The organism is Okeania sp. SIO2B3 (assembly GCF_010672525.1).
Classification (GTDB): Bacteria; Cyanobacteriota; Cyanobacteriia; order Cyanobacteriales; family Microcoleaceae; genus Okeania.
On the sequence record NZ_JAAHGH010000058.1, the window covers coordinates 20,801 to 44,766 of the forward strand.

Sequence of the window (23,966 nt, forward strand, 5' to 3'; positions counted from 1 at the left end):
TTTAGTCAAAAACATTTGAAAAATATATTCAAAAGTTTATATAGCAAAAGTTTAAGGTCTAATTAGCTTATTTCTTGATATATCTAGGTTTTACTGAGTCATGTTACGCCAAGATACATTTTTAGCCTTTTGATGTATTTCTCTTGCCCTGTCTGGTTTTCAGTAATTTTCGCCCTCAAAAATATCAAAGTCCCGATTAAGAATACTCATCGTATTTATAATGCTGATAATCCAACTGAACATAGCTTTAGAGGTAAAAGAATCAAACATGGTTTGTACAAAATTAAGCCAGATAAATTGATTAATGCTGACTGCAATGTGCAGCAAATATTGGATTAAAAAGTAAGCTGAATGAGTTGACTCTTGACAAAGGCTTAGGCATCTTTGGCTCTGCTATTAATGGTTAAATTTGATGTGGGTTTTCCTGACAAATTTATCTAATGTTGGCATTTATACCCGCGCTCTCCTGCAAGGGAGCGTCGTATGGGAATGCCAACCCATGCTATAATAAAACTACTAAAGTGTTAGTAATAGATAGAAAACATTGAAATCTAGATACAAATATCGCATCTATCCTAATCATATTCAAATAACCAAATTAAATCAACTTTTTGGTTGTTGTCGATATGTTTGGAATCAAAGTTTAGTATATTGTAATCAACTATATGCTGGTGGTCAAAAGAAACCTAGCTATGTAGATTTAACTAAACAATTCATAACTCAAGCCAAGAAAGAATTGCTGTGGCTGAAAGAAGTAGCTTCTACGCCACTACAACAATCTTTGAAAGACTTAGACCAGGCATATAAAAACTTTTTTGATAGTTGTACTGAAAAACGTAAAGGAATTCAAGTCAAACCTCCTCAATTTAAGTCAAGAAAGTCTAGACAAGCTGCTAGATTTGTAGGAGTTAATTACAAGATTGGTCAAGACAAAATCTATCTGCCAAAAGTAGGTAAGATTAAAATATTTTGGTCAAGAAAACTACCATCACAGCCTAGTTCTGTAACCATAATTAAAGATTCATCTAATCGTTATTTTGCTAGTTTTGTTGTAGAAACTGGTGCAGAAAATTTGCCAAAGTCTGGTCATTCTATTGGGATTGATTTGGGTATTAGCACATTTGCCACATTGAGTAATAGCGAGAAGTTTAAGCTATCATTACCACTCAAGAAAAATCTTAAAAAACTAGCAAAATTCCAACGGAAATTAGCCAAAAAAACTCCTGGTACAAACCGCCGTGAAAAGGCACGGCTTAGAGTAGCCAAACTCCACAGAAAAATTCAAGATATTAGAACAGATTTCCTACACAAATTATCAACTGATTTAGTCCGTAAATACGATGTAATTGTACTAGAAGATTTGAATGTTTCTGGCATGGTTTCCTACGGAATGCTGCGCAAACGTAACCGCAAATTAGCTAAAGCAATTAGTGACTTAGGATGGAGACAATTTAGAACTTTAACTGAGGCTAAATGTGAAAAATATGGTTGTAAATTTAGAGTCATTGATAGATGGGAACCTACTTCTCAAAAATGTTCTCATTGTGGTTTTAAAGGTGGCAAGAAAGAACTAAATGTTAGGGAATGGACTTGTTTAAATTGTGGGACTTTCCATGATAGAGATATAAATGCTGCAGTCAATATTCTTAATACTCAATCTGTTTTAGAAACAGTTAATCAACCGATAACCAAGGTTGAAACAGTTAAAGAAACAGTAGCAAAAAATCCGATTCAACTATCACTTTTTGAAGAAGTCGCCGAGGGTCAACGGTCGATTATTTATCGGACACGGAGGAAACGTCAGACCGGCTTGCCAGCAGATTCCAATGATGTGTCAACCCGCCCTGAGTCATTCGTTCAGCTTAGTCTGTTTGATTGATGGATGGGAATCCCGCGTTGTCTCGTAGAGCAACGTCGGGAGGATGTCAAATATTAAGTTATAAATTATTATAAAAACTAACAATGACAGACATAAATCAAGATTTCCAAAAAGCTATAAATCTGCAAAAAGAAGGAAAGTTAAAAGAAGCAGAGTCAATATATATTGACATACTCAAGTCTGATAGTAATCATGTACCCACCCTAATCAACTTAGGTTTAATAGAGCAAAACCAGGGCAAACTAGATGAGGCAAGTCAATTTTATAAATATGCATTTTCCATAGATCCAAACAATATATCTCTACTTTATCTCTTAGCAAAAATTACACAAGAATTAAACCAATTAGATGAAGCTATTATATACTGGCAAAAATTAGCAGAAATCAAACCAAATTCTGCCCTAGAATGTTATGGAAATATTGGTAATAGTCTAGTTCAACAAGGCAAATTTGATGAAGCACGAAATTACTTTCATCGTGCCTTAGAAATATCACCCAAAAGTTTTCAAGCTCATCAAGCGATCGGTAATTTACTAATTAGACAAGATAAACTTTTGGAAGCTAAATCAGAATTCAGCCAAGCATTAGAAATTAATCCTAATTATCAAGTAGCTAAAGTTTGGTTGACTTTAGTTGATAAGTTACTCAAAGGAGACAATCTAGTTTCATTCAATTATCAAAACACCCCCATAAAATTTGAAATAACAGGAAAAAATCTAGCCGTAGAAATTGCTAATATAGGTGGAAGTTTTTATGAATTAGCCGAGCTAGAATTTATTAGACAAAACCTCAAATCATCAAATCCAGTTATAGTTGATATTGGAGCAAATACAGGGAATCATTTAGTCTACTTTGCCAAATTTATCCAGGCAGCAAAAGTTATTCCCATAGAGTTTCATCCAGAAATTATTGCAGCTTTAAAAAGACATATTTCAATTAATCAAGTCAGCAATATTGACTTGTCTAAATTAGGCTATGCTCTTGGTAAAAATAGTGGTAAATCTTTCATAAAAGAACATCCAGCTAAAGATTTATGTTTGACAGAAATTGACGATAACATTATCAATGGTCAAGAATTAGTAGTTGTTCCTTTAGATGAAATAATTACTGAAAAAGTAGACTTCATTAAAATGGATGTACAGGGGAAAGAAATAGATGTCTTGGAAGGAGCAAAAAATTTGATATCTAGCTATCGACCTGATATGTTAGTTGAAATTGCCAAAAATCATATCAAGGATTTTAGGAAATTTTTAGCAGCGGTCAACTATCAAACTGTTAAAGCCTTCGACCATGGAAGATATGTCAACTTCTATATTAAATATATATAAGCATTTCCTGCGGAATGCTTCCCTACGGGATGCTACGCAAACGCAAACAGCTATTAGCGGTCAGCTATTCCTACGGAATGCTACGCAAACAGCTTTTTAATGAATAAAATAAAAATTAGTTTAACTTGTACTACCTTTTTACCTATAAATTTAAGCACAAGAAAGACTTGTTTTGAATTTTTAACTCATACAATTCAAGGGAATGAAACTGATAGCTAAATGCTTACGGAAGTGTTTAAATGAATATAGACTTTAAGGTCAAAGTAACCTGCTTTTGTAAGATTTAATTATGACTGGATTCTGGTTTAATAATATCCCTTAATATAGGGTTTAAATCAAGCTCAAAAACAATAGCTGAATGCTGAATGCTGAATGCTGAATGCTGTTTGCGCAGCATTCCGTAGGAAATGCTTACAAATATACTCACTAAAACTTCAATTTGGATTAGCGACAAATATATATAAATGGAAAGAATAAACTAATGCAAGACTTAATTTTCTGGAGCGTAATATTTATAGTCAGCTTATTCACTCTAATTAAAGCTTCTGACTTCTTTACAGATGCAGCAGAAAAAATAGGTATATCTTTAGGAATTTCTCCTTTTTTAGTTGGGGTAACTATAGTATCAGTAGGAACTTCTCTGCCAGAGTTAGTATCATCTATTATCGCTGTATACCAAAACTCCTCTGAAATTGTTTTTGGTAATGTAGTTGGTTCCAATATTGCTAATATTTTCTTGATTATTGGTACTGCATCATTGATCAGCAGTCCTTTAAGGATACAATATGAGCTAATTAATGTAGATTTACCACTATTTGTTGGTTCAGCTTTTTTATTAAGTTTAACAGTTTTAGATAATAATTTTTCTACAAATGAAGCTATTATTTGTATTTTGGGATATGTTATCTATGTTTTGTACACTATTAGTAGTGGTAAGGAAGAACAAGGTTCAGAAAGAAATGGAGATAGAAACTCAAAGAAAACTTTACCTCTCAAACAAATAGTCATTGTGATTGCTAGTTCATTATTTGTCTTTTTGGGGGCAACCTATACAATTGAATCAGTTACTAAAATTTCTGAGATACTCAATATTGCTAAAGAATTAATTGCTTTAAGTGCAGTTGCCCTTGGTACCTCATTGCCAGAGTTAATAGTTACCATTTCTGCTGCTAAAAAAGGTAACCCAGAAATTGCCGTAGGAAATGTCTTAGGTTCTAATATTTTTAACTCATTAGTAGTAATGGGAATACCAAGATTAACAGGCAATTTAGTAATTCCTGAAGATGTTATTGGTGGCGGGTTATTGGTTTTATTAGCAGGAACAATTATGTTCTTTTTTGTCACTCAAGATAAACAGGTTACTCGTTGGGAAGGATTAATATTTTTCCTATTCTATGGATGGTTTATTGGCGATATATTTGGGTTAGTTTGAAAAAATTAGTCCTATTTTAAGTTGTGAATTTTTGGTGTGTCGGTATTGATGTTATACAATTTTGAAAAAAGAATGTTACGAATAATAAGCATGAAAAAAATATTTTACAGGAGGTCTCCCTTTGACAAAAAATAGAATTTATTAGCTCAAAACTGGTATTGAAGCTATTTCCATACGACTCCTGACTCCTGAGGACTGACTCCTAAGAAATAGCCTAACTATTTGTAGCAAACATTCATAAAATTCGTATTAGATGGCAGATATAATCCACAAATAAATACACTCAAATTTTTCACAACTGCTGCATTGGGAGGTCTGTAAACAAAGCTATAGTTCAATAATGAATAATGAATAATGAATAATGAATAATGAATAATTACCTCTCCTTGAAAAGAAGAGGATTGACTCAAAAGAAAATTTTTATTTATTATCCCCTTAAAAGGGGAGGCTTTAAACCACAATTTTTCGGTAAAGTAGTTTTAGCTAGATTATACCAAGCCAGAAAAAAGAATGTTACAAATAATAATAGTTATTGAAAAACTTTACCCATCACATCTCTTTGACTAAAAATTAAGCCTTGCCTGAAGAAAAAGTTAGATACTATTACTCCTGACTTGTAACTCCTAGTTATTCGTAGCAAATATTTATAACGCCTAGTATTACATATGGCTTGCTGATTAGATCTAAAAGTATTTGCAGATAAAGGTAAGTGCCTGGTTTTGAGCATCAATACGCTCAAAAAGTTAATATTTTAGGCGCATAGTTGGGCAGAAAAATCATTCTTACAATTGTTCTCCTACCTCCTCGCTAAGTACCCATTTCTCCTGTCTCCTGTCTCCTACCCTCACCCATAAGACTAGTGAAGCGCAAACCCTACATAGTAATTGGGGAATCTACATAAATATTTGGTTCTTGTAGATAAAATTCAATGCCAAACTTTTTTAGTTCCTTAGAAATAGTTTGATTAGCAACTTCCAAAAGTCGCTTTCTTAATTGGATAGAATTTTCACTAGAACCGAGAATAAAAAAAGTTATTCTAGCCCGACATTTATCTGTATGTTCATGGTCAAATACTGCTATTTTTGTACTTCCTGGGTCAATGCCAAATACTGAATCTGTACTATTTTTAACTACTTGCTGAACTAGAGCTTTTTCTCGTTCTATCAGTTTTTTAGTAAAGTCTAAATAAGATCACTTTTTTACCACGGGTAATATTCTCAATTCCTGCATTGGCTAATTGGTTATTAGGAACAATATATAGTGTACCCGTGGCGGCTTTCCTGATTTTTGTAGAGCGCAAACCAATAGATTCTACTCTGCCATACATCTCACCTTCTCCTAATGAGCAACGAATATAATCTCCAGGAATAAAAGGACGGTCTAAATACAATACAATAGTACCAAATAATTGCTCCAAAGTTTTGGAAGCAGCAAAACTAATAGCAACACCACCAATAGATACTCCAGCTAACAAACCTGTCAATGGAAATTTTTGACTTTGAGCATAACCTATTGCAGCAATAAATCCGATTGCTACATTTACTATTGTCTCAAATACTAACAACAATTCATCAGCTTCTAAGCCAGATTTACGAATAATTTTAATGCCATATATCCTGAGTAACTGCTGAAATAAACGGGAAGCTAACCAAGCAATGCCAATAACTACAGCAAGAACGATTAAAGGATTAAAGAAACTGTATAATGTTTGATACTCTTTCAACCAAACTGAGGATAGAGAAATTAATATAAATGTTCCTGCAACTTGGAAAGGTTTTGTAAGTGGAGTAATAGAGTTATTAGTAATTTATTTGCCTAAATTCGGCATAAATCAATTAATCGTTAGTTGTACTATCCCTGGGGTATATTTTCCTATCAATAACCCTCCCAAGGCAAATATAAAAAAAATTAGATAGTGAGGAATGTTAGAACCTTCCAAAAAAATATATAGCTGATTTACCTTGTCAATTATATTTGAGAAAAACATAGAAAATTAAACTGTAATTGGTGAATCAACATAGATACTGGGTTGCTCAATAGCAAGAACTATTAAAGGATTAAAGAAATTGTATAATGTTTGATACTCTTTCAACCAAACCACCGAGTAATTGACTTAAAGTATTTTGGGCAGCAAAAGCAACTGCTATACCCCCTACTCCAAGACTTGCAATAATACCAAATACATTAACTTGATGAGTTTGAGCAAAAATGATAATCGCTAATACAATAATTATAAAATTAGTAATAAATTTACCTACTATAAATAAGTCGCTATTAGCTTTCTGAGCAGTTCTAAATGCTGCTTCTATTAGATAAACATCAAAAAATTGTTTAGCAAATTGAAAACCTAACCAAGTAGTAGTAATAGTTAAGATTAAACTGAGAGTAATTTCTATAATAGATATCTGGGAATATGGTGTAACAACCAGAAGAGTTATCTCAGATATGGCTATGGCAATTACTACTCCAATGAGTGACTTATTTGGAGATATGATAATTTTATATGCTTCCGAAATTTCTGTAGATATAATCCTCTCCATTAATTCAGGCAGTTTGCGAATTCCTATAATTGTTACTATTCCTATGACTACGATGGCAAGTATTTGCAGGATTGTACTAATATCTATTACTATTTGTTCAGGAATTTGAATAGTTTCGATCATAAACAATCTTTCTTTAAAAATTATTTTCTGAATTTGATTGAATTTTTATCTCTTAGTTAGATTTTCATTATATTCTAAAAATTTAAAAATGTTGATTGATACTAAATTCCTTGATTATAAGCTACTTGTATAAATAATCACTAAATCCTCTTTAATCCTAAGCATTTCCTACGGAATGCTGCGCAAATAGCTATTAGCTTTCAGCTAGCCTCCTAGGTCGGAACTGCGGACTTCAGCAACAAGACTCTATCTTTAAGGACAGTGTTTAAATTAACAACTTATTTTAAGAGTAAGAGAGGCAATTTTTGCAGTAAGACAGTTAAATATTGCTTTGACCCTAAACTAAAAGCAATAGCTGTTAACGTAGTTCCTCCGGAGGAGGCTAGCTGATGGCTGACGGCTGTTAGCTCCGCATTCCACAGGAAATGCTTACCTTTAATCAAAGAATTGAATTTCTTTAAATATGATATTAGTAAACTCGAATGTATCACCCATATTACTTGAATATCTACATCCCTTGTCTGTTTAAAATTAAGTTTGATCGATGTTAAAAAAATGTATCATTCACTGATTTTAACTCTTTTATAACTTGTTCATATCTAGCTTGAAAAAACTTGATTCAAGTGATTTACCAAGAAATAAGATTTAGTCTGAAAAGATGTAATCATTCCGCAGGAAATGCTTACGAAAAGATAGCGATCGCCTAAATTATATTATTGATTAATTAAATTAATTAAAAAGTTAGCGATAGTGCCGGAAGTGCTGAACACTAACGCTTTTAATTTCATATTATTTTTACTCAGGAAACTCAGGAATTACCCATTTAGGAGGAGCCATTCTTTTCTTCATCACTGCTTCTTCAGCTATTTCCAACATTTTATCTAAGGGAGTATCATCAATAAACTTTGATGTTTCTTTGACATATTCCTTATTCGGGCATTTATCACCCAAAACACATCCATTAACACAATCTTCTGCACAATTTACAGTATTTTCCATCCTAATTTTCCTCTGGTAGTCTAGTAATTTTATAGCAGATAACTTTTTCTAGTTAGCCACTTCAGCAGTCATCATTTGAATTTCAATATTATCATAAGCTCTGGGTGCATCTCAATGCGTGAATGAAACCAAAAAATTATTGCTTTTAGGCAACAGCTCATCTGGCAACGGGCAACAGGGAATATATAGGAAGAAAGTATTTTCGCAAATATGAGATACACCCTAAGCTCTATTCTATTTCAATAGCTTTTTGCAGTCTGCTCTGATAGTTTAATTCATATTAACAAAAACTACTTTTTTGCATCTCCCTTCCAACCCTTCAACTCCCACTACCTTATCGAAAAATCATGGTCTAAAGCCTCTGCTTTTAGTTGATGATAAAAGCTTTATTAATTCTCTGACTAAAAAAGTTGGCTCCCTTGTCTTTAAAGACTATATTAATTTAAACACTTTCCTTCAGAAGAGAGTCTTGTTGCTGACAGCTGACAGCTAACAGCTAATAGCTGAATGCTTACGATACGGTTGACACCACGCTCCGCGAATGCCGGATGTAGTGTTAAATTGAGCGACGATTATTTCTATCAATTAAAAAATATGTATTCATCCTTCCTTTACCCTTAATCATAATAGTACCCCTAGGATTTAATATATATTTTTCTTTTAAATAATTAGAAGTTTTTTCTGTTACTTGAATAGCATTAGGTACACCATGAGATTCCATTCGACTTGCAGTATTAACAGCATCACCCCAAAGGTCATAAATAAATTTTTTTCTACCAATAACACCTGCAACAACAGGACCAGTATTAATGCCAATTCTAATACTAAGCTGCATATTATTTTTTTGATTAAAATCAGCAATTGCCTGTTGCATATCCAGAGCCATTTCAGCAATTGCCTCAGCATGATCTTGTCTTGGATTTGGTAAACCTCCAACTACCATATAAGCATCACCAATAGTTTTAATTTTTTCCAAACAATATCGATCGGTTAACTCATCAAAACAAGAAAATATTTCATTAAGTAAATTAACTAACTGTGTAGGAGGAATATTTTCTGATAACTGAGTAAAACCTACTAAATCAGCAAACAAAATAGTTACTTCTGCAAAACTTTCAGCAATATTTTCCTGTTCTTCCTTTAATTTTTCTGCAATAGGTTTAGGCAAAATATTTAACAACAATCGTTCCGATTTTTTTTGTTCAGCAGACAATACTTTTTCTGTTTGCTTACGTTTCTCAATTTCTCTAGAAACTCGATTAAACATTTCATTAAAAGCCACCATTACCTCTCCTAATTCATCTTGTCGTTGAACAGAAAGAGAATAAAATTTAACCCCATTACCATTTTTACTCAAAGCTTCTCCAGCAGCAATTAAATCATCTCTTAATCTCAAAACTGGAGAAATTAAACACACTCCTAAAACTAGCATAGTCACCAAAGTAACGAAAAGAGATATGACAATTACAAGCACAGCAATTCTACCAATAAAAGCATATAACTTTGGCTGAATATTAGAAGTATCATGGCGGGCAATTAATGTATAATTGATTCCTAAATAATCTGCTGACAATGCCACATCATATCGTTTACCATCTCGACTTCTAACACGTAAAATATCTTTGTTTTTGAGGTCATCAAAGTCTATCTCGGGAGCTTCACCAATGGTTTCTATTAACTTTCCCTGATAATCATAAATTGTGACTCCCAAAACCACAGAGTCTTGCGTTTGCGTTAATGTTTTTACTTTTTCCTGAAACATACCATCAGACTTCATAGTCGTTTGAGTCAAGCGCACAATAGAATTAAAAATCGCTCCAGAAACATCTTCTAGTTGGTGAAGAAGTTCATCTTCCCGACGCTTATAAGATGGAATTAAAATTACAGCCTCAATTACTAAAATACTGGCAAATATCCACAATACTATTTTTCTAGATAAACGCGCTCTATAAAAACAAAATAGTCCGGAAATTTTAATAAACATATACAATTTATTTTTTGAGAAATTTACTAATAGCTTGTACGACTAACCCTCAAATGAAAAATTAAAATATAATCCATATATCTGTTATAGCACTACAGAAAAAATTCCGAATATTGTAGAAATTACCTTTTTCATTAACTATAGCAATCCCAAATAATTTGTAAAAAATCTAAGGATGTATAAAAACTCTGAAACTTTTACCTCTATTCCATGTTAAGATCTCCCTGTTTCCTAAATTCAAAGATATTTTTAGCCGCAACTGAAATAGGATTGCTATATAGAATTTCAAGCACTTTTTAAGGTGATTAAGTACAGCTTAATCTTATAGGAATTTTAATTTAGGTAGAGTATACAAACTCTAATACTATTTCTCCATTAAGCTGCCCTGAATAAAAGATGATAATTATCAGGGTAATAATAAGTACCTGTGCAAAATTAATTTGACATTTGTAAGTAGGGAATAGAGATTAAATTAGGTAACAATTAACAGTTAGCCTCCTGGGTCGTAACTGCGTTAAGTAGAACATGGTAAATTTTGGGCACTATGTATCAAATTGTAAATTAACTCAAAAGTTTATATTCATTGCCTTTAGGGTTTTTTTTGATTAAAAATGCAGCGTCTTTTTTTTTACTTGCTCTACTTAGCAGCTATATGATGGGAGATAATGAAGGGAAGTAGCTACGCGTTCTACAGACCTGCCAAAAAGGTATAAAATTAAAAAGATTAACTTTTAACTGATTACTGATACAAAATCTATTTGTGTTCTGGGGTAGTGGTTTAAAAAATTATTTTTCCTGTCTATTTAACTCGGTAATCAAATATATAATTAATTTTTTTTGAAGTAGGTGAGTATCAATAAACATTAAAATTAATGAGCTTAAAATGAATTCAGAAGGCAGTTTTTAACCTGATTTTCAACCTTTTGAATTCCCATCACTGTTTTACGGATAATTAAACCCACCTACTTATATCATGTCCGGTTAAATATTTATAAATAAATGAGTAGGAAGTGTGGAGCAGGGAGGGGGGAGAATAGGGAAATTTGCTCTGTGTAAAAGGATAGGTTTTTTGATCACTAATTAACTGGATTTGATATTACTATTTAGGGTTTGCTGAAAAAGTCTTTTAGTAGGAGACAACCCACCCCTCGCCCCTCCCCCTCCCAGGAGGGGAACAGGAGACAGTAGAAATGGGAATTAGCGAGGAGGTAGGAGTAAGAATTGTCCCAAGATTGTTCTGCCTAACTATGCACCTAAAATACTAACTTTTTGAGCCTTTTAGACTGAAACAGGCGCACTTTTTTTGACCCAAAAAAGGCTAAAATCTTTATATGTCAACGCTTTTATATTTAATCAGCAAGCCCTATTTAATCTGAGGCAAAATTATTAACCGCATTGTTGAATTAGAAATATTATCAATGAAAAGTAAACTATACTTAAGTTTTCTACTCTATACCAAGTTAAAAAACATGATAATATCTGTTCCTTTCCTTATTCCTTAAAACCCAATCATTTTGTACTTTATCTACTTTGAAAATGTTGTAAATTTAGGGGTTTTGTCATACTAAATCTGCCTTGTATAGATTATTGTTATTGATGAAGTTAAGAAATAGAGAACAGAGAAAAATTATAACTCTACTTTGAGAAGCTGGGCTTAATATAATTAGGTTTTTAATATAAAATCAAACTCGTTCAAACCGTCAGAAATAAAACTAATACTCAGAATAATGGAATTAATAATCGTGGTATGGGAATTCAAACTCTGTCTAATTAATGCACCACAGGTAACGCCTATATCTGAAACTAATGGTAGAGAAGGTAGACATAATTAGTAGTTACCTACTCCCTACTTCTCTACAACCAAAAGTGGATAATTTACTAGATATCAATTTTAAATAAATCTCAAATTACCCACAAATATTGATAATTTAACTAATGCCTAACTTACTATTGCTTTGCTCAGTAACTCATAAAGAAAAGAGTTAATAAAGGTTAGTCCTAAAGAACCAATTAATGCACTCCAAAATCCCCAACGTAGTCGAAATCCACTTACTAACCAAGCTGCTAAACCAAAGATAATCAGATTAACAATTAGGGTAACTAAACCAGGAAGAAGTATATTAACTGGCAAAGCTAAAGTTGCTAATACAGGACGTACAAATACATTCAAAAGCCCAAATATTGCTGAAGAAATTAACGCAATATTAAAATCATCAATTTCTACTCCAGTAGGCAGCTTAGAAATAATAAACAAACTAACAGCAGTAACAAACCAAAGAACTAAAAGTTGCAAAATACTCATTTTTTTCTCCTTAATTAACAAAAATCTAAACATTAAATCGGAATAGCAAAACATCTCCTTCCTTCACCACATAATCTTTACCTTCACTCCTCATCAGACCCTTTTCTTTCGCAGCAGTCATTGAACCAGTAGCTACTAAATCATTATAGGCAATTGTTTCTGCTCGAATAAAACCTCTTTCAAAATCAGTATGAATTACACCAGCAGCTTGAGGAGCTAACATTCCAGCCTTAATCGTCCAAGCCTTAGTTTCTTTCTCTCCAGTAGTAAAATAAGTACGCAATCCCAATAATTCATAAGTTGCCTTAATTAGAGATTTCAACCCACCTTCTTCTACTCCTAAAGATTCCAAATAATCAGCTCTTTCTTCCTCTGGTAACTCAATTAATTCTGATTCTACCTGAGCTGAAATTATCACAACTTGAGCATTTTCCACAGCAGCAATATTGCGGACTTTTTCAACCCAATCATTTCCACTAGCTAAATCATCCTCATACACATTAGCGGCATAAATTATGGGCTTAGAAGTTAACAGATTTAAAGGTTTAATCAACAGAAATTCTTCTTCATTTAAGTCAGCCATTCTCACCGATTTACCTTCATTTAAAATCCCCTCTAATTTTGTCAAAACTTCCAACTCTGCCTGAGCATCTTTACTGGTACGAGCTTGTTTTTTAGTCCGTTCAATTCGGCGTTCAACTTGAGCTAAATCGGACAAAGCCAACTCTAAATTAATTACCTCAATATCTCGCACTGGATCGACAGAACCAGAAACATGAATAATATCCTCACTATCAAAACAACGGACTACCTGAACAATGGCATCAACCTCTCGAATGTTAGACAAAAATTGATTCCCTAATCCCTCTCCTTTACTAGCACCTTTAACCAAACCAGCAATATCAACAAACTCTATTCTAGTAGGAACAGTTTGAGCAGAATTAGAAATTTTAGTCAGCACATTTAACCGCTCATCTGGCACCGACACCACTCCAACGTTGGGTTCAATTGTGCAAAATGGAAAGTTAGCAGCTTCCGCTTTAGCATTAGCAACTAAAGCATTAAATAAAGTAGATTTTCCGACGTTGGGTAGTCCGACAATTCCAGCTCTGAGCATAAATTTAAGTCAAAAGTAAAAAATCAAAAGTAAAAAGTTCAAGAAATTACAGTTTGTATTTAGATCCGAATTACCATACAACTGCCTTATCTAGTTAGGATAGCAGAACGAAAGAAGAATCTTGATTTCTTAGCTAAGTCCTAATCAAAATCAAAAATCAAAAAATAGACTTTCCTTTTCAGGTAATTCCACAAATAACTAGGGTCTGCTGAAAAAGTCTTTTTTCTAAAGGAGGAGTCAGAATCCAGAATTCAGGAGTTAGGGGAATTATAGAGGAGATAGTCGGAAAAATTGTCAGAGTAACTTTTCTACCATAATCGTCTGAAAATACTAGCTTTATGCAGCTCTTGCCACCAAAAAGCTGATACTTTTTGAGACCAAAAAATGCTACAACCAATATCAATCAATGCGCGCGATATTTAATCAGCAAGCCCTAACTATAGTGCTAGACAAGAAAATCAATACATTTTGCTTGTTTTTGAAAAAATTGGCTCAAAACTTTATTTGAAGAAATGTGAAGAATAGTTCATAAGAGTCTTTGAATATGATTTAGTTCTAGAACTATATAAATCAAAATTTTATTGCTCTACTGGCCTAATGTTTATTTAGCTGATATTTTATTGCTAAGTACTGCTTAAAATATTGATAATTAAAATTCATCACCTTATTAGATAAAAACTATTGTGCAATGGTTAAAGAAAAAATTATTGGAACTAGAGAAGCAGCATATTTACTAGGTATTTCCTGTCAGCGTTTGCGGATATTATTGGCTCAAGGTAGGGTGAAAGGTGCTTATAAAGAAAAAGGCTTCTGGAAAATTCCCATTTCTGGGCCAGAAGATCATGAAATGCCAGTAATTGTTCCTGGTACCAGAGGACCGAAAGGTGTTTGGTGTAAGCGGAGGCGTACTAAACCGACTATGATTCATGTTAATCAGCACATAATTCAGCGCAATGCAAATAACCCACTAAAAGATATAAAGCCAGTAGTTTCTGTGAAGCAGACTAATCACAATAACTATGGTTATCAACTAGAAATCAAAGGTCCTTGTCGAATTGTTTATCGACCTCACAACCCGGCTGGATGTGGCGCTCATTTGTGGATAGATACTTATAGTAGAGTGCAATTTGTAGATACGAATTTTAATCCGGTTACTGCTAATCGAGCATATAAATATATATAGATGTAAGTAAGTAGATACAATTTAGATTTTTTACCATATTGGTCGTGATAAGCTGATAGTTACAGTCAAAAAAATTAACGACAGATTGATAGTGCTGTGAAAAATCAAGCTCTTGTAGATGCTTTGGCAAAAAATCTGCCCGAGGATGCATCTGAAGCTCAAGTTAATCAGATTTTTGCTTCTGAATTATTCAAGTTTTTAGGTTTTGAACTAAATGAGCAGGTACCTTCTTTTCCGACAGGAAGTGGTACTGATGCTGTTGATTATGCTATCCGTCATAGTACGGAAAATAATATATTTTCCCAAACAAAGACTAATCCAGATATTCTCGTAGAATTGAAAGCTAGGAATGTTAATTTAGCTCCAGATTCGACACAATATAAAAAGACAGTTGTACAAATTAAGCGGTATTTATTAGCAGAAAAATGTAAAACGGTGAAGTGGGGAATAATTACCAATGCTAATCACATCCAATTATTTAGAAAGCATGGAAAAGTTATTCATCCGGCGACAGTTTGTCTGGAAATTAATCCAGAAAATATAATAAAAATCGCTAAATCAATTAAAGAAAAAATTGATAAACCACAAAAAGCTTTAACCGTAGCTGTTTATAACATGAAAGGTGGCGTAGGTAAAACAACAACCACAGTCAATACCGCAGCAACTCTATCTCTGCTGAATAAAAAAGTTTTGATTGTAGATTTTGACCCTGACCAACGAGACCTAACAAATTCTCTAGCAATTAAACCTAGTCAACCTTCTTTTAATCAGTGCTTAGTAAATGAAAGTATTAATGTTAGAGATGTAATTTATCCTTACAAAATCAAGTCTAAGGGTCTGCGAAAAGAATTTGGCTTTGATGTGATTCCTATTGCTTTGAATGAACCTTTGGAGTTTTGGGTTGAACATAAATTACGTCAAGAAATAGATGTTACGAAATTAAGTGAAATATTAGAGCCGTTAAAAAATAACTACGATTATATCTTGATTGATTCTTCTCCCAACTGGCGAATTTTTAGTCAGAGTGCAATTTATGCTGCGGATGTAGTTTTAATGCCCGCAAAACATAACAATTTATTTTCTCTAGAAAATGCAGCCGTAGCTATCAAAAAATATATACCTGAAGTTCAAAGAGAAAGAGAAGATAGGGGACCTTTGATTTTACCTATTTTTTTCAATGGAGAGAAAGCGACTGAAGCTCAAATGAAAGTTGCTAAATCTTATATCAATCAACTAATAAAAGAAGCAAAAAAAGATCCAAATAATAAATTTGACCTGCTACCCTATTTTTATCCCCGCTATACAGCAGCAAATAAAAATATAAAAATATTTGAATTACCTTATTATGCTGCCATTGCCAATTCTGCTTTTTCTAACATACCTGCTGTTTATAAAGATAAGATAGTTCGTGAATATTATAAGAATTTGGTGAAGGAGTATTTTTTATTATGAGTAGCTTGAGTAATATTGGCAATTTAATGCACCTATATATGTACAAAATTGAACCAGGAAATGGCACAGATGCTCCAGAATTTATCATTTCAGCAACAGCAAAAGCTCTCAATGAAAGTGGTGGCAGAAACTGGGTACCTGTAATTGTCAAAGAATTGGAACAGAATAAATATAAAGTAATTGGTAACTCTTTTATTTTTGCCGTAGCTGAAGCTGCTGGTTTAGAAAAAGTTTGGTGTGTTATTGCTGATGAAAGTGAAGAAACTGAAAAAATTAGCAAAATTTTGTCTGGGGAAAAAATACCACAAATAAATCTTTCAACCGCCACGAGAGACGAAATTAAAATAGCACTTCAATACTTAATTGAAAAACCAGACAGTCAACTTAAAGGAGTCAAACTAGCAGTAGCCACAAATCGTATTGATGAAGCACCACGTCAATATTGGAAAGATTTTAAACCCATCACAAAATTAGGATGTGGAATTACAACAGCTAAAGTTAATGCTTTAAAAGAAGTATTTTATCTGACTCCCCAACCAATACCCGAACCTGAAAAAGTAAATCTTTCCACTGCTACAAAAGACGAAATTCAAGCAGCACTTCAATATTTAATCGAAAAGCCAAATAGTCAACTTAAACAAGTTGAATTAGTAAAAGCGACAGAACGTATTGCTGAAGCTCCACGTCAGAATTGGAAAAGTTTAGAACCAATTACAAAATTGAAGTGTGGAATTGGGAAAGCTAAGATTAATGTTTTAAAAGAAATATTTTATCTATAGGATAATGATGAAGCGAATCAGGGGAAATGTTTTTCCCACTGCTCCCTATTCCCTGATATAGAATTTGAGTAATTAATTATCGTATGATTTGAGAAGTTAGGAATCATCATAAATTAGCTAAATATCATTTATCTGCATTTTTATAAAACCTTGTCCTTAAGGATAGGGTTTAAGCAAATATACATCTGAACTAAAATTATTTAATTTCCCTGATTATTCATAACATTATTTTTTTATCCTTGGTACTAGAGGTCATTTCAGTTATCAGTTATCAGTACCTCTGCAATAAGGAGGCTTGACATAAGGAATATTCTATTTTTTTTATCCCTTTAAAAGGGGAGACTTTAGACCATAATTTTTCGGTAAAAATGTCAAGACTAGAACTACTGAAAAATTAATTCATAAGAGGGGAAATTGACTTAAGACAATTTGATGAAAGTAGGTTTTATTTCCCAGCAAATATTTTATACAGATAGTAGGAATAATCAGAAAGAATAGGTGCATATAAATTTTGAATAAAGCAAAAAAATATCGCTTTTAGGCAACAGGCAACAGGGAATAAAGAATAGGGAATATATAGTAAAAAAGTATTTTTTCAAATATGAGATTCACCCGAAAGAATAACCATAAAAAGTTACTACAGCAAGAATTAAAGCCTTCAGAATGATGAATTTTAAAACTTAATTAGAGGATTGGATATATACAGGATTAATTGATAGTAAAATTTTTATTCAGTTATTAGATAAATTCAATCTAGATTTATCTATATCTACGGTAATGATTATAGATATATTTCCAATTAATCTCGCCGATCAAATGAATGAAAAATGGTAGTGGTGCGTTAGTCTTGCATAGTAATGGTAGATGGGAATGAACAACGGCACTTCATGGGAGCAAGATACTAACAAGGGAGCAAGATGTTCCCACTGTTTTTGTACTTGACCAAAATAATTACAATAAACCACCATTGAAAATGCACCACCACCACATTTTCTACCTAATCAATATCAACTAGAAATTTGCTATAAATGCTCGACCAAAACAAAGCACCAATAATTCAAACTCTCAAAAATCTTACCCAAAAATTTCATGCTCCTTTCTACGCACCAGGACATAAACAAGGAAAAGGCATTCCACAAGCACTTAATGACTTATTAGGTAAAAAAGTATTTCTAGCAGACTTACCAGAATTACCAGAATTGGATAACTTGTTTGCCCCAGAAGGTGTAATTCAAGAAGCTCAAGAATTAGCAGCAGAAACTTTTGGAGCATTACAAACCAAATTTCTAGTCAACGGTTCAACTACAGGAATTATCGCTGGAATACTAGCTACTTGTGGTAATGGAGACAAAATTATTTTGCCTCGGAATATTCATCAGTCAGTAATTTCTGGGCTAATTATATCCGGAGCAATTCCGATTTTTATCCATCCTGAATATGACTCAGATTGGGATATTGCTCTGAGTTTCACCCCTGAATCTATTGCCCAAACCTTAGCAAAACATCCAGATGCCAAAGCAGTGATGGTAATTTATCCTACCTATCATGGTGTCTGTGGAGATATTGCAGCGATCGCCCAAGAAGTCCACAAATATAATATTCCCTTATTAGTAGATGAAGCTCACGGTCCACATTTTGCTTTTCATCCAGAATTACCAACTCCAGCATTAGTTGGTGGAGCAGATTTAACAGTACAATCTATTCATAAAGTATTGGGGGCAATGACTCAAGCCTCTATGTTGCACCTTGGCAGTCAGCGCATAGACTCCTACCGACTCAGCCAAGCCCTACAAATGCTACAGTCTAGTAGTCCAAATTATTTACTTTTGGCATCTCTAGATGCTGCCCGCCAACAAATGGCTTTGTTTGGTCAAGAACTAATGAGTCAGACTTTAGAATTAGCTAGGGATGCTAGAAATAGAATTAGTCAACTGCCAAATTTTTCAGTATTTGACAAAGAAAGAAGAAGCTTGACTAGCTCACCAGGAAATTCAGACTTATCAACTAGTGAGGGGAAAAGATTACCTTTCTTGATAAAAGGCAGAAAAGTTGATGAAAGTTATATCAATTCTGGGTTTTTTGCTCTTGACCAAACCAGATTAACAATAAAAGTCTCTGATATTGGTTTGAGCGGGTATGAAACTGATGAAATTTTACATCAGAAATTAGGTGTTACCTGTGAGTTACCAAGTTTCAAAAGTCTGACATTCATTATTTCTCTGGGAAATACAAAAGCAGATATCGACCAGTTAATAGATGCTCTAGTAAATTTAGCAGAGCAAAATTGTAGAAATAAATTTAACCAGCTCACTGACTTTAAGACAGAAATTGACGATTATCTAATTAATTCCTCAATTCCTTTATCTCCCAGAGATGCCTTCTTTGCCCAGAAAGATTATTTGCCCATAGAAAAATCTTTAGGTTGTATCAGTGCTGAACTTATTTGTCCCTATCCACCAGGTATTCCAGTGTTAATGCCTGGTGAAATTATTGCGCAACAGCATTTGAAAATACTTGAACAAGTCCGAGCATTGGGTGGGATAATAACTGGATTTAGTGACCCAACTTTCAAAACTATTAAAGTGTGTAGATATTAGGAGAATTGTCAAAATGACTAATTACCGTCGCATCGTGGTTTGGGTAATGTCAGTGCTAGTAGCATTGACCTGCTTGAACATAAGTCCATCAAAGGCGATCGCCGCCGAGACCAACTTAGTAGTTAATGGCAGCTTTGAAGAACCAGTTGTCGAATATGTATCCTTTGAAAACCCAATTCCAGGTTGGGATATATCCGAAAGTGTCGCAGTTGAAATGCGTCGTCCATTTACCGAAAAATTGGGTTTAAAGCCTCGCCCTTGTAGGGCGACTTTTTATTTTTATGTTAAGTCAATTGAATATATGCTATAGTGTTATTAGTTGCCGGGGGGCACGCCTCCTCCGGAGGAGCTACGAATTGCGGAAACTCGTGCGCGGACGTGGAGGGAAGCGTTAGGCTACCGCCAAGGAAGCAGCACCCTGTGTTAGCGACAGCTATGCGAAGCAAAACGTCAACCCGCCGAGGAGCTACGGCTTAGTAGGAATCCCCGCGCCTTTAGGCCGGGGAGGATGTCAAAGCAGATGCCTATGATGGGGAACAATTTATAGAACTTGATGGCACAACATTTTTTTTGAATGGACTAACTAGAATTTCTCAGGATATTCCTACTCAAGAAGGTCAGACCTATAAACTCAGTTTTGCATTCTCCCCCGTCCCTGGTGTTTTAGATAACAAACTAAATGTGTATTGGCAAAATGAATTGGTCGTTGCTCTAGATGAAAGTGGTGAAGGTCTATCTAAGAATGACTGGCAGGTTCATGACTATTGCCTTGAAGCCAATAGCACTAATACTATCCTGAGCTTTGATAATCTCAATGAAACACCTGACGATCAGGGTAGTTACCTTGATGCAGTTAGTGTAGTGGCAAATTCCCCTGAATGTTCCCCCGAGAAAGGAAATATTATAGTTTCTGGCGATTCAAACGTCATTAATTATGCTTTAGGGACTTCTAACTATACTATTGTTCCAGGTAACAAACAGTTCTTCACTAACATTTTAGGGAGTGGAGATAGTGTTGTGATCGAACAAGGATATAATGCTGGAGCGGCCTCTCATGCGAACCAAGGTATTGCCCTTAGCAATTTCTACAAGAATTTGGGAGCAAGCTCTGAATTCATAACTACTCCTCTAAATACTGGTGCGTTGACTGGAGTTGACTTATTTATTAGCATCCTTCCTAATAACAGTTTCCAATCTGGTGAATTGTCAGAAATTGGTGGCTTACTAAATCATGGAGGTACAGTTCTGTTTGTGGGAGAGCACTCAGGCTTTAAATCTTATAACGAAAACATCAACTCTGCACTAGAAGAGATGGGAAGTACAATGAGGATAATTGGAGCTAATCTCAGAGGTACAGCTAGAGGTTCGCAAATTGCTAATCACCCCTTCACAGCAGATGTTTCATCTTTTCAATATGCAGCAGGATCTAAGGTAGAGAATGGAACAGCTTTAATTTATCACACTGATAATACATCACCAATTGTTGCTGTAGAGGAGATATCAGCAGAATAAGGTTGATTAACAGTATCAGATTGATTGAACATACTCTGACCTATCTACCTTAGCTAGTTGGAGTTTTGGCATGGTTATAACTGGCTCAAGTAGTCTAACTAGAGTTTCTGAATTGATTGCTAAAGTGAATGGAGAAAAAACTAATACAGTCTTGAGTAAAACCACTCTGAAAGTAAGCTCACAGCTAGATTTCGGTCTATGCCGAGTAGTATAGAAGTCTGCCCTTCAGGCTTTAAGCAAATGTGGATTTATCCCAAATGGGGGTGGACTAACCACAGAATCCAGGGTGTTTCAACCCCTGGAGATGTCAATCCTGTCCTTTCCTTGAGCAGGAATCAAATCCTCAGTTAAATATTAAGCATAAATATTAGACTTGTCGCTTTATAACTTAAAAAATCCTCAAAACCCTTGATATGTAAGGATTATAGCTATCAAAAATATAAAACAGCTAGAATTATTACTCTGCCTGAGTTTGAGCGATTTTTTCCCTCTATTTAGCGACAAGTCTATTGACTCTCACCAGACACTGACCATCTGCTACTGGGGTCAAGTTTAACTGTAATTGTAGTTGGTACACAACCAAGTGGTAGTTGCCTGCTCCATCTAATTGATAATGGTTCAAGAAATTTTGCTAGATAGACTTGACCATCTTTCCACTTACAGCGCTTTTCAGATGGATGAACCACATCGTCATAACCAAAACCTTGTAGGGGCGAACGGCCGTTCGCCCCTACTGTGGTCTATCGAAATGAAAACCGCTGTAAATGCGGACGAGCGTAAATTCAGCACTACCACCCGGCGCGCTTTTTCTTAAAGTTGGGATATTTTGCACGTCCACTAAAAAAGTTAGTGTTTGCGCAGCATTCCGCAGGAAAAGCAGTTTGTAGATGTCTCAAGCCTTGCTTTCATTAATGGATAATGGATAATTGATAATTACCTCGGGTTTTAACCGCTACGGAATTGAATATAAGGAATATTTTCTTTTCTTGGTCGATTGGATATGGCGCAGGTTTCGGAGCCATCCCACCCTACGGGAAGCTCCGCTACGACCGCTTTTTTTCCCCTTAAAAGGGGAGGCTCCAAAGTGCGAATTATTTAATTATTAATTATTAATTATTCGGTAATGGGACGCTACTGACTTCTGTGAGGAAATCTAAATCTTCCTGCTTTTTCCAGTGAGTCAGCATAGCAGAAGTTTGCTTATACCCTACTCGCTCTTTATTTTCATACCAAGCTTGAGTTCTAGCAGCTAAAGCTTTGTTGTAGATCAGTCGAACACAGCCTAAAGTCCTCCTCAACAGGTTTTCCTGCTCTGGAGTAGGATAGAACCTAAACTTGTAAGCTTTTTCAACCATTTACTGCTTGCTAATTCTAGATTGAAATTTTAACATATTCTGTGTAAAACCACAACATTGATTGGCATTCCCATCCCTCCGCTCCCGATCTGCGGAGAGCGCGGGTATAAATGCCAACATTTAGATAAACTAATATATGTCCTCTCCACTTTGGCCTTATGTTACTCCAGGTATCTCCGATGACCTATTTGAACGTTTGCCTGGCATTCCCATGAGTAAGCGAGAAGTCCGCTTACTGTTAATATCTTATTTACGATTACAATCAGACTCTATTGTTTGGGATATTGGGGCAGGAACAGGAACTATTCCCGTCGAAACAGGTCTAATATGTCCTCAAGGCCGAATTATTGCCGTAGAAAGGGATGAAGAAGTAGCAAATTTAATTCGGAGAAATTGCGATCGCTTCGGAGTAGAGAATGTCACAGTAGTCGAGGGTAGTGCTCCTGAATGTCTAGATAGTTTAACCGAAGCGCCCAGTCGTGTCTGTATAGAGGGAGGTCGTCACATCAAGGCCATACTCCAAGAAGTTTGGAAAAGATTGTTACCCCAAGGTCGAGTCATCGCCACTGCTGCTAATCTAGAAAGTCTTTATGCTATTTCTGAAAGTTTTGCTGATTTACAGGTTCGCAATGTAGAAGTAGTTCAACCTGCACTTAATCGTTTAGAGACCAGAGGTATACATCAAACCTTTGCAGCAATTAATCCCATATTTATCCTTAGTGGTGAGAAAATAGACTGAATTTTACCTAAATAACACGGGAGCATGAAAGCCATCGTCTTTTAAGCGATGGATGAAAGGCGAGGAGTCGGATTTTAATCCGATGTATTTTATTTGACCGAAAAGCAAGGTTAAAGGCCCCCATGTTTTAACCGGGGGATGAAAACAACCGAGTCGTTTAGACTAGACAACTAAAGTAGTCCTGTGCTATTATTGCTCAGGGGTAAGCCGTCCAGCCCTCCTTTCAAATGTACTCTTGTCAGCAAGTTTTAGTAGGTAAAAATCCCGAATTAATTGCTATCTTAACATTCTTGTGTGAACAGTCTCACAAGCTCACTAACATGGGAATATATTATGGTCGGCAATTATTTTTTAAGTCTCACAAAACTCTGGGTAAGTATGACTTGGAAAAGGTCTACAAAAAGAACAATCACTATAAAGTTTTATATTCTCAAGCAGCACAACAAATATTGAGAACTGTAGCTGAATCATTTCGCTCTTATTATGGTCTTATTATTGCCTATCGTGAAGGAAAAATATCAGACAGACCAAGGATTCCTAACTACAGAAAAAAAGGGGGAATGGCTACAGTAAGTTACCCCAAGCAAGCATTAAAGCTTAAAGATAATCAAATTAGAATACCACTAGGAAATACCTGTAAACGCT

At 34.6% G+C, this 23,966-nt stretch carries 17 protein-coding genes and 2 pseudogenes; 11 read left to right on the forward strand and 8 right to left on the reverse strand.

Annotated features, from left to right (window positions below; all coding sequences use genetic code 11):
- The first annotated feature begins 544 nt into the window (after positions 1–544).
- The 3 genes from F6K15_RS25945 (at position 545) to F6K15_RS25955 (ending at position 4,639) form a co-directional block, all read left to right on the forward strand.
- Entirely contained in the window at positions 545–1,879 is a 1,335-nt protein-coding gene (locus F6K15_RS25945; protein WP_293066299.1) for an RNA-guided endonuclease TnpB family protein, read from the forward strand.
- An 83-nt stretch (positions 1,880–1,962) separates the two neighbouring features.
- A complete protein-coding gene (locus tag F6K15_RS25950) occupies positions 1,963–3,207 on the forward strand; it encodes an FkbM family methyltransferase (protein WP_293066301.1) in 1,245 nt (414 codons plus the stop codon).
- Between the two features lie 481 nt (positions 3,208–3,688).
- Positions 3,689–4,639, forward strand: coding sequence for a calcium/sodium antiporter (locus F6K15_RS25955; RefSeq protein WP_293066304.1), 951 nt, complete (start codon positions 3,689–3,691; stop codon positions 4,637–4,639).
- A gap of 1,171 nt (positions 4,640–5,810) precedes the next feature.
- On the opposite strand, the gene F6K15_RS25960 is transcribed toward F6K15_RS25955, so the two are convergent.
- The 6 genes from F6K15_RS25960 to ychF all read right to left on the reverse strand — a co-directional run bounded on the left by F6K15_RS25960 (position 5,811) and on the right by ychF (position 13,704).
- Positions 5,811–6,362 (reverse strand): mechanosensitive ion channel family protein, encoded by a 552-nt coding sequence (locus tag F6K15_RS25960; RefSeq protein ID WP_293066306.1) that lies wholly within the window; start codon positions 6,360–6,362, stop codon positions 5,811–5,813.
- Positions 6,363–6,696: 334 nt separating this feature from the next.
- Positions 6,697–7,302: a mechanosensitive ion channel domain-containing protein gene (locus F6K15_RS25965; protein ID WP_293066309.1), complete on the reverse strand. Its 606-nt coding sequence runs from the start codon at positions 7,300–7,302 to the stop codon at positions 6,697–6,699.
- Positions 7,303–8,097: 795 nt separating this feature from the next.
- A complete protein-coding gene (locus tag F6K15_RS25970) occupies positions 8,098–8,301 on the reverse strand; it encodes a hypothetical protein (protein WP_293066311.1) in 204 nt (67 codons plus the stop codon).
- Between the two features lie 556 nt (positions 8,302–8,857).
- A complete protein-coding gene (locus tag F6K15_RS25975) occupies positions 8,858–10,285 on the reverse strand; it encodes an adenylate/guanylate cyclase domain-containing protein (RefSeq protein WP_293066314.1) in 1,428 nt (475 codons plus the stop codon).
- A gap of 1,939 nt (positions 10,286–12,224) precedes the next feature.
- On the reverse strand, positions 12,225–12,587 hold the full coding sequence (locus tag F6K15_RS25980) for a phage holin family protein (protein ID WP_293066315.1): 363 nt from the start codon (positions 12,585–12,587) through the stop codon (positions 12,225–12,227).
- 25 nt (positions 12,588–12,612) lie between these two features.
- On the reverse strand, positions 12,613–13,704 hold the full coding sequence (gene ychF, locus F6K15_RS25985; RefSeq protein WP_293066317.1) for a redox-regulated ATPase YchF: 1,092 nt from the start codon (positions 13,702–13,704) through the stop codon (positions 12,613–12,615).
- Between the two features lie 688 nt (positions 13,705–14,392).
- Here ychF and F6K15_RS25990 point away from each other — a divergent pair.
- The 6 genes from F6K15_RS25990 (at position 14,393) to F6K15_RS26015 (ending at position 21,227) form a co-directional block, all read left to right on the forward strand.
- Entirely contained in the window at positions 14,393–14,887 is a 495-nt protein-coding gene (locus tag F6K15_RS25990) for a hypothetical protein (RefSeq protein ID WP_293066320.1), read from the forward strand.
- Between the two features lie 96 nt (positions 14,888–14,983).
- Positions 14,984–16,339: an AAA family ATPase gene (locus F6K15_RS25995; protein WP_293066323.1), complete on the forward strand. Its 1,356-nt coding sequence runs from the start codon at positions 14,984–14,986 to the stop codon at positions 16,337–16,339.
- Positions 16,336–17,118 (forward strand): Rho termination factor, encoded by a 783-nt coding sequence (locus F6K15_RS26000; RefSeq protein WP_293066326.1) that lies wholly within the window; start codon positions 16,336–16,338, stop codon positions 17,116–17,118. The genes F6K15_RS25995 and F6K15_RS26000 overlap by 4 nt, the downstream gene beginning before the upstream one ends.
- 1,028 nt (positions 17,119–18,146) lie before the next feature.
- Positions 18,147–19,715 carry an aminotransferase class I/II-fold pyridoxal phosphate-dependent enzyme gene (locus F6K15_RS26005; protein WP_293066329.1) on the forward strand — a complete coding sequence of 523 codons (1,569 nt, stop codon included), beginning with the start codon at positions 18,147–18,149 and terminating at the stop codon, positions 19,713–19,715.
- A gap of 13 nt (positions 19,716–19,728) precedes the next feature.
- Positions 19,729–20,025 (forward strand): hypothetical protein, encoded by a 297-nt coding sequence (locus F6K15_RS26010; RefSeq protein WP_293066332.1) that lies wholly within the window; start codon positions 19,729–19,731, stop codon positions 20,023–20,025.
- A gap of 260 nt (positions 20,026–20,285) precedes the next feature.
- On the forward strand, positions 20,286–21,227 hold the full coding sequence (locus tag F6K15_RS26015) for a hypothetical protein (RefSeq protein ID WP_293066335.1): 942 nt from the start codon (positions 20,286–20,288) through the stop codon (positions 21,225–21,227).
- 506 nt (positions 21,228–21,733) lie between these two features.
- On the opposite strand, the gene F6K15_RS26020 is transcribed toward F6K15_RS26015, so the two are convergent.
- Together F6K15_RS26020 and F6K15_RS26025 are read right to left on the reverse strand one after the other, a co-directional pair.
- The gene (locus tag F6K15_RS26020; protein WP_363268733.1) at positions 21,734–21,913 is read right to left on the reverse strand and encodes a hypothetical protein; all 180 of its coding nucleotides are present in this window, start codon (positions 21,911–21,913) and stop codon (positions 21,734–21,736) included.
- Positions 21,914–22,348: 435 nt separating this feature from the next.
- Positions 22,349–22,582 (reverse strand): annotated as a pseudogene (locus tag F6K15_RS26025) (helix-turn-helix domain-containing protein); the annotation flags it as partial.
- 136 nt (positions 22,583–22,718) lie between these two features.
- Here F6K15_RS26025 and cbiT point away from each other — a divergent pair.
- Positions 22,719–23,321 (forward strand): precorrin-6Y C5,15-methyltransferase subunit CbiT, encoded by a 603-nt coding sequence (cbiT, locus tag F6K15_RS26030; protein WP_124146261.1) that lies wholly within the window; start codon positions 22,719–22,721, stop codon positions 23,319–23,321.
- A gap of 227 nt (positions 23,322–23,548) precedes the next feature.
- A pseudogene (locus tag F6K15_RS26035) lies at positions 23,549–23,966 on the forward strand (RNA-guided endonuclease TnpB family protein); the annotation flags it as partial.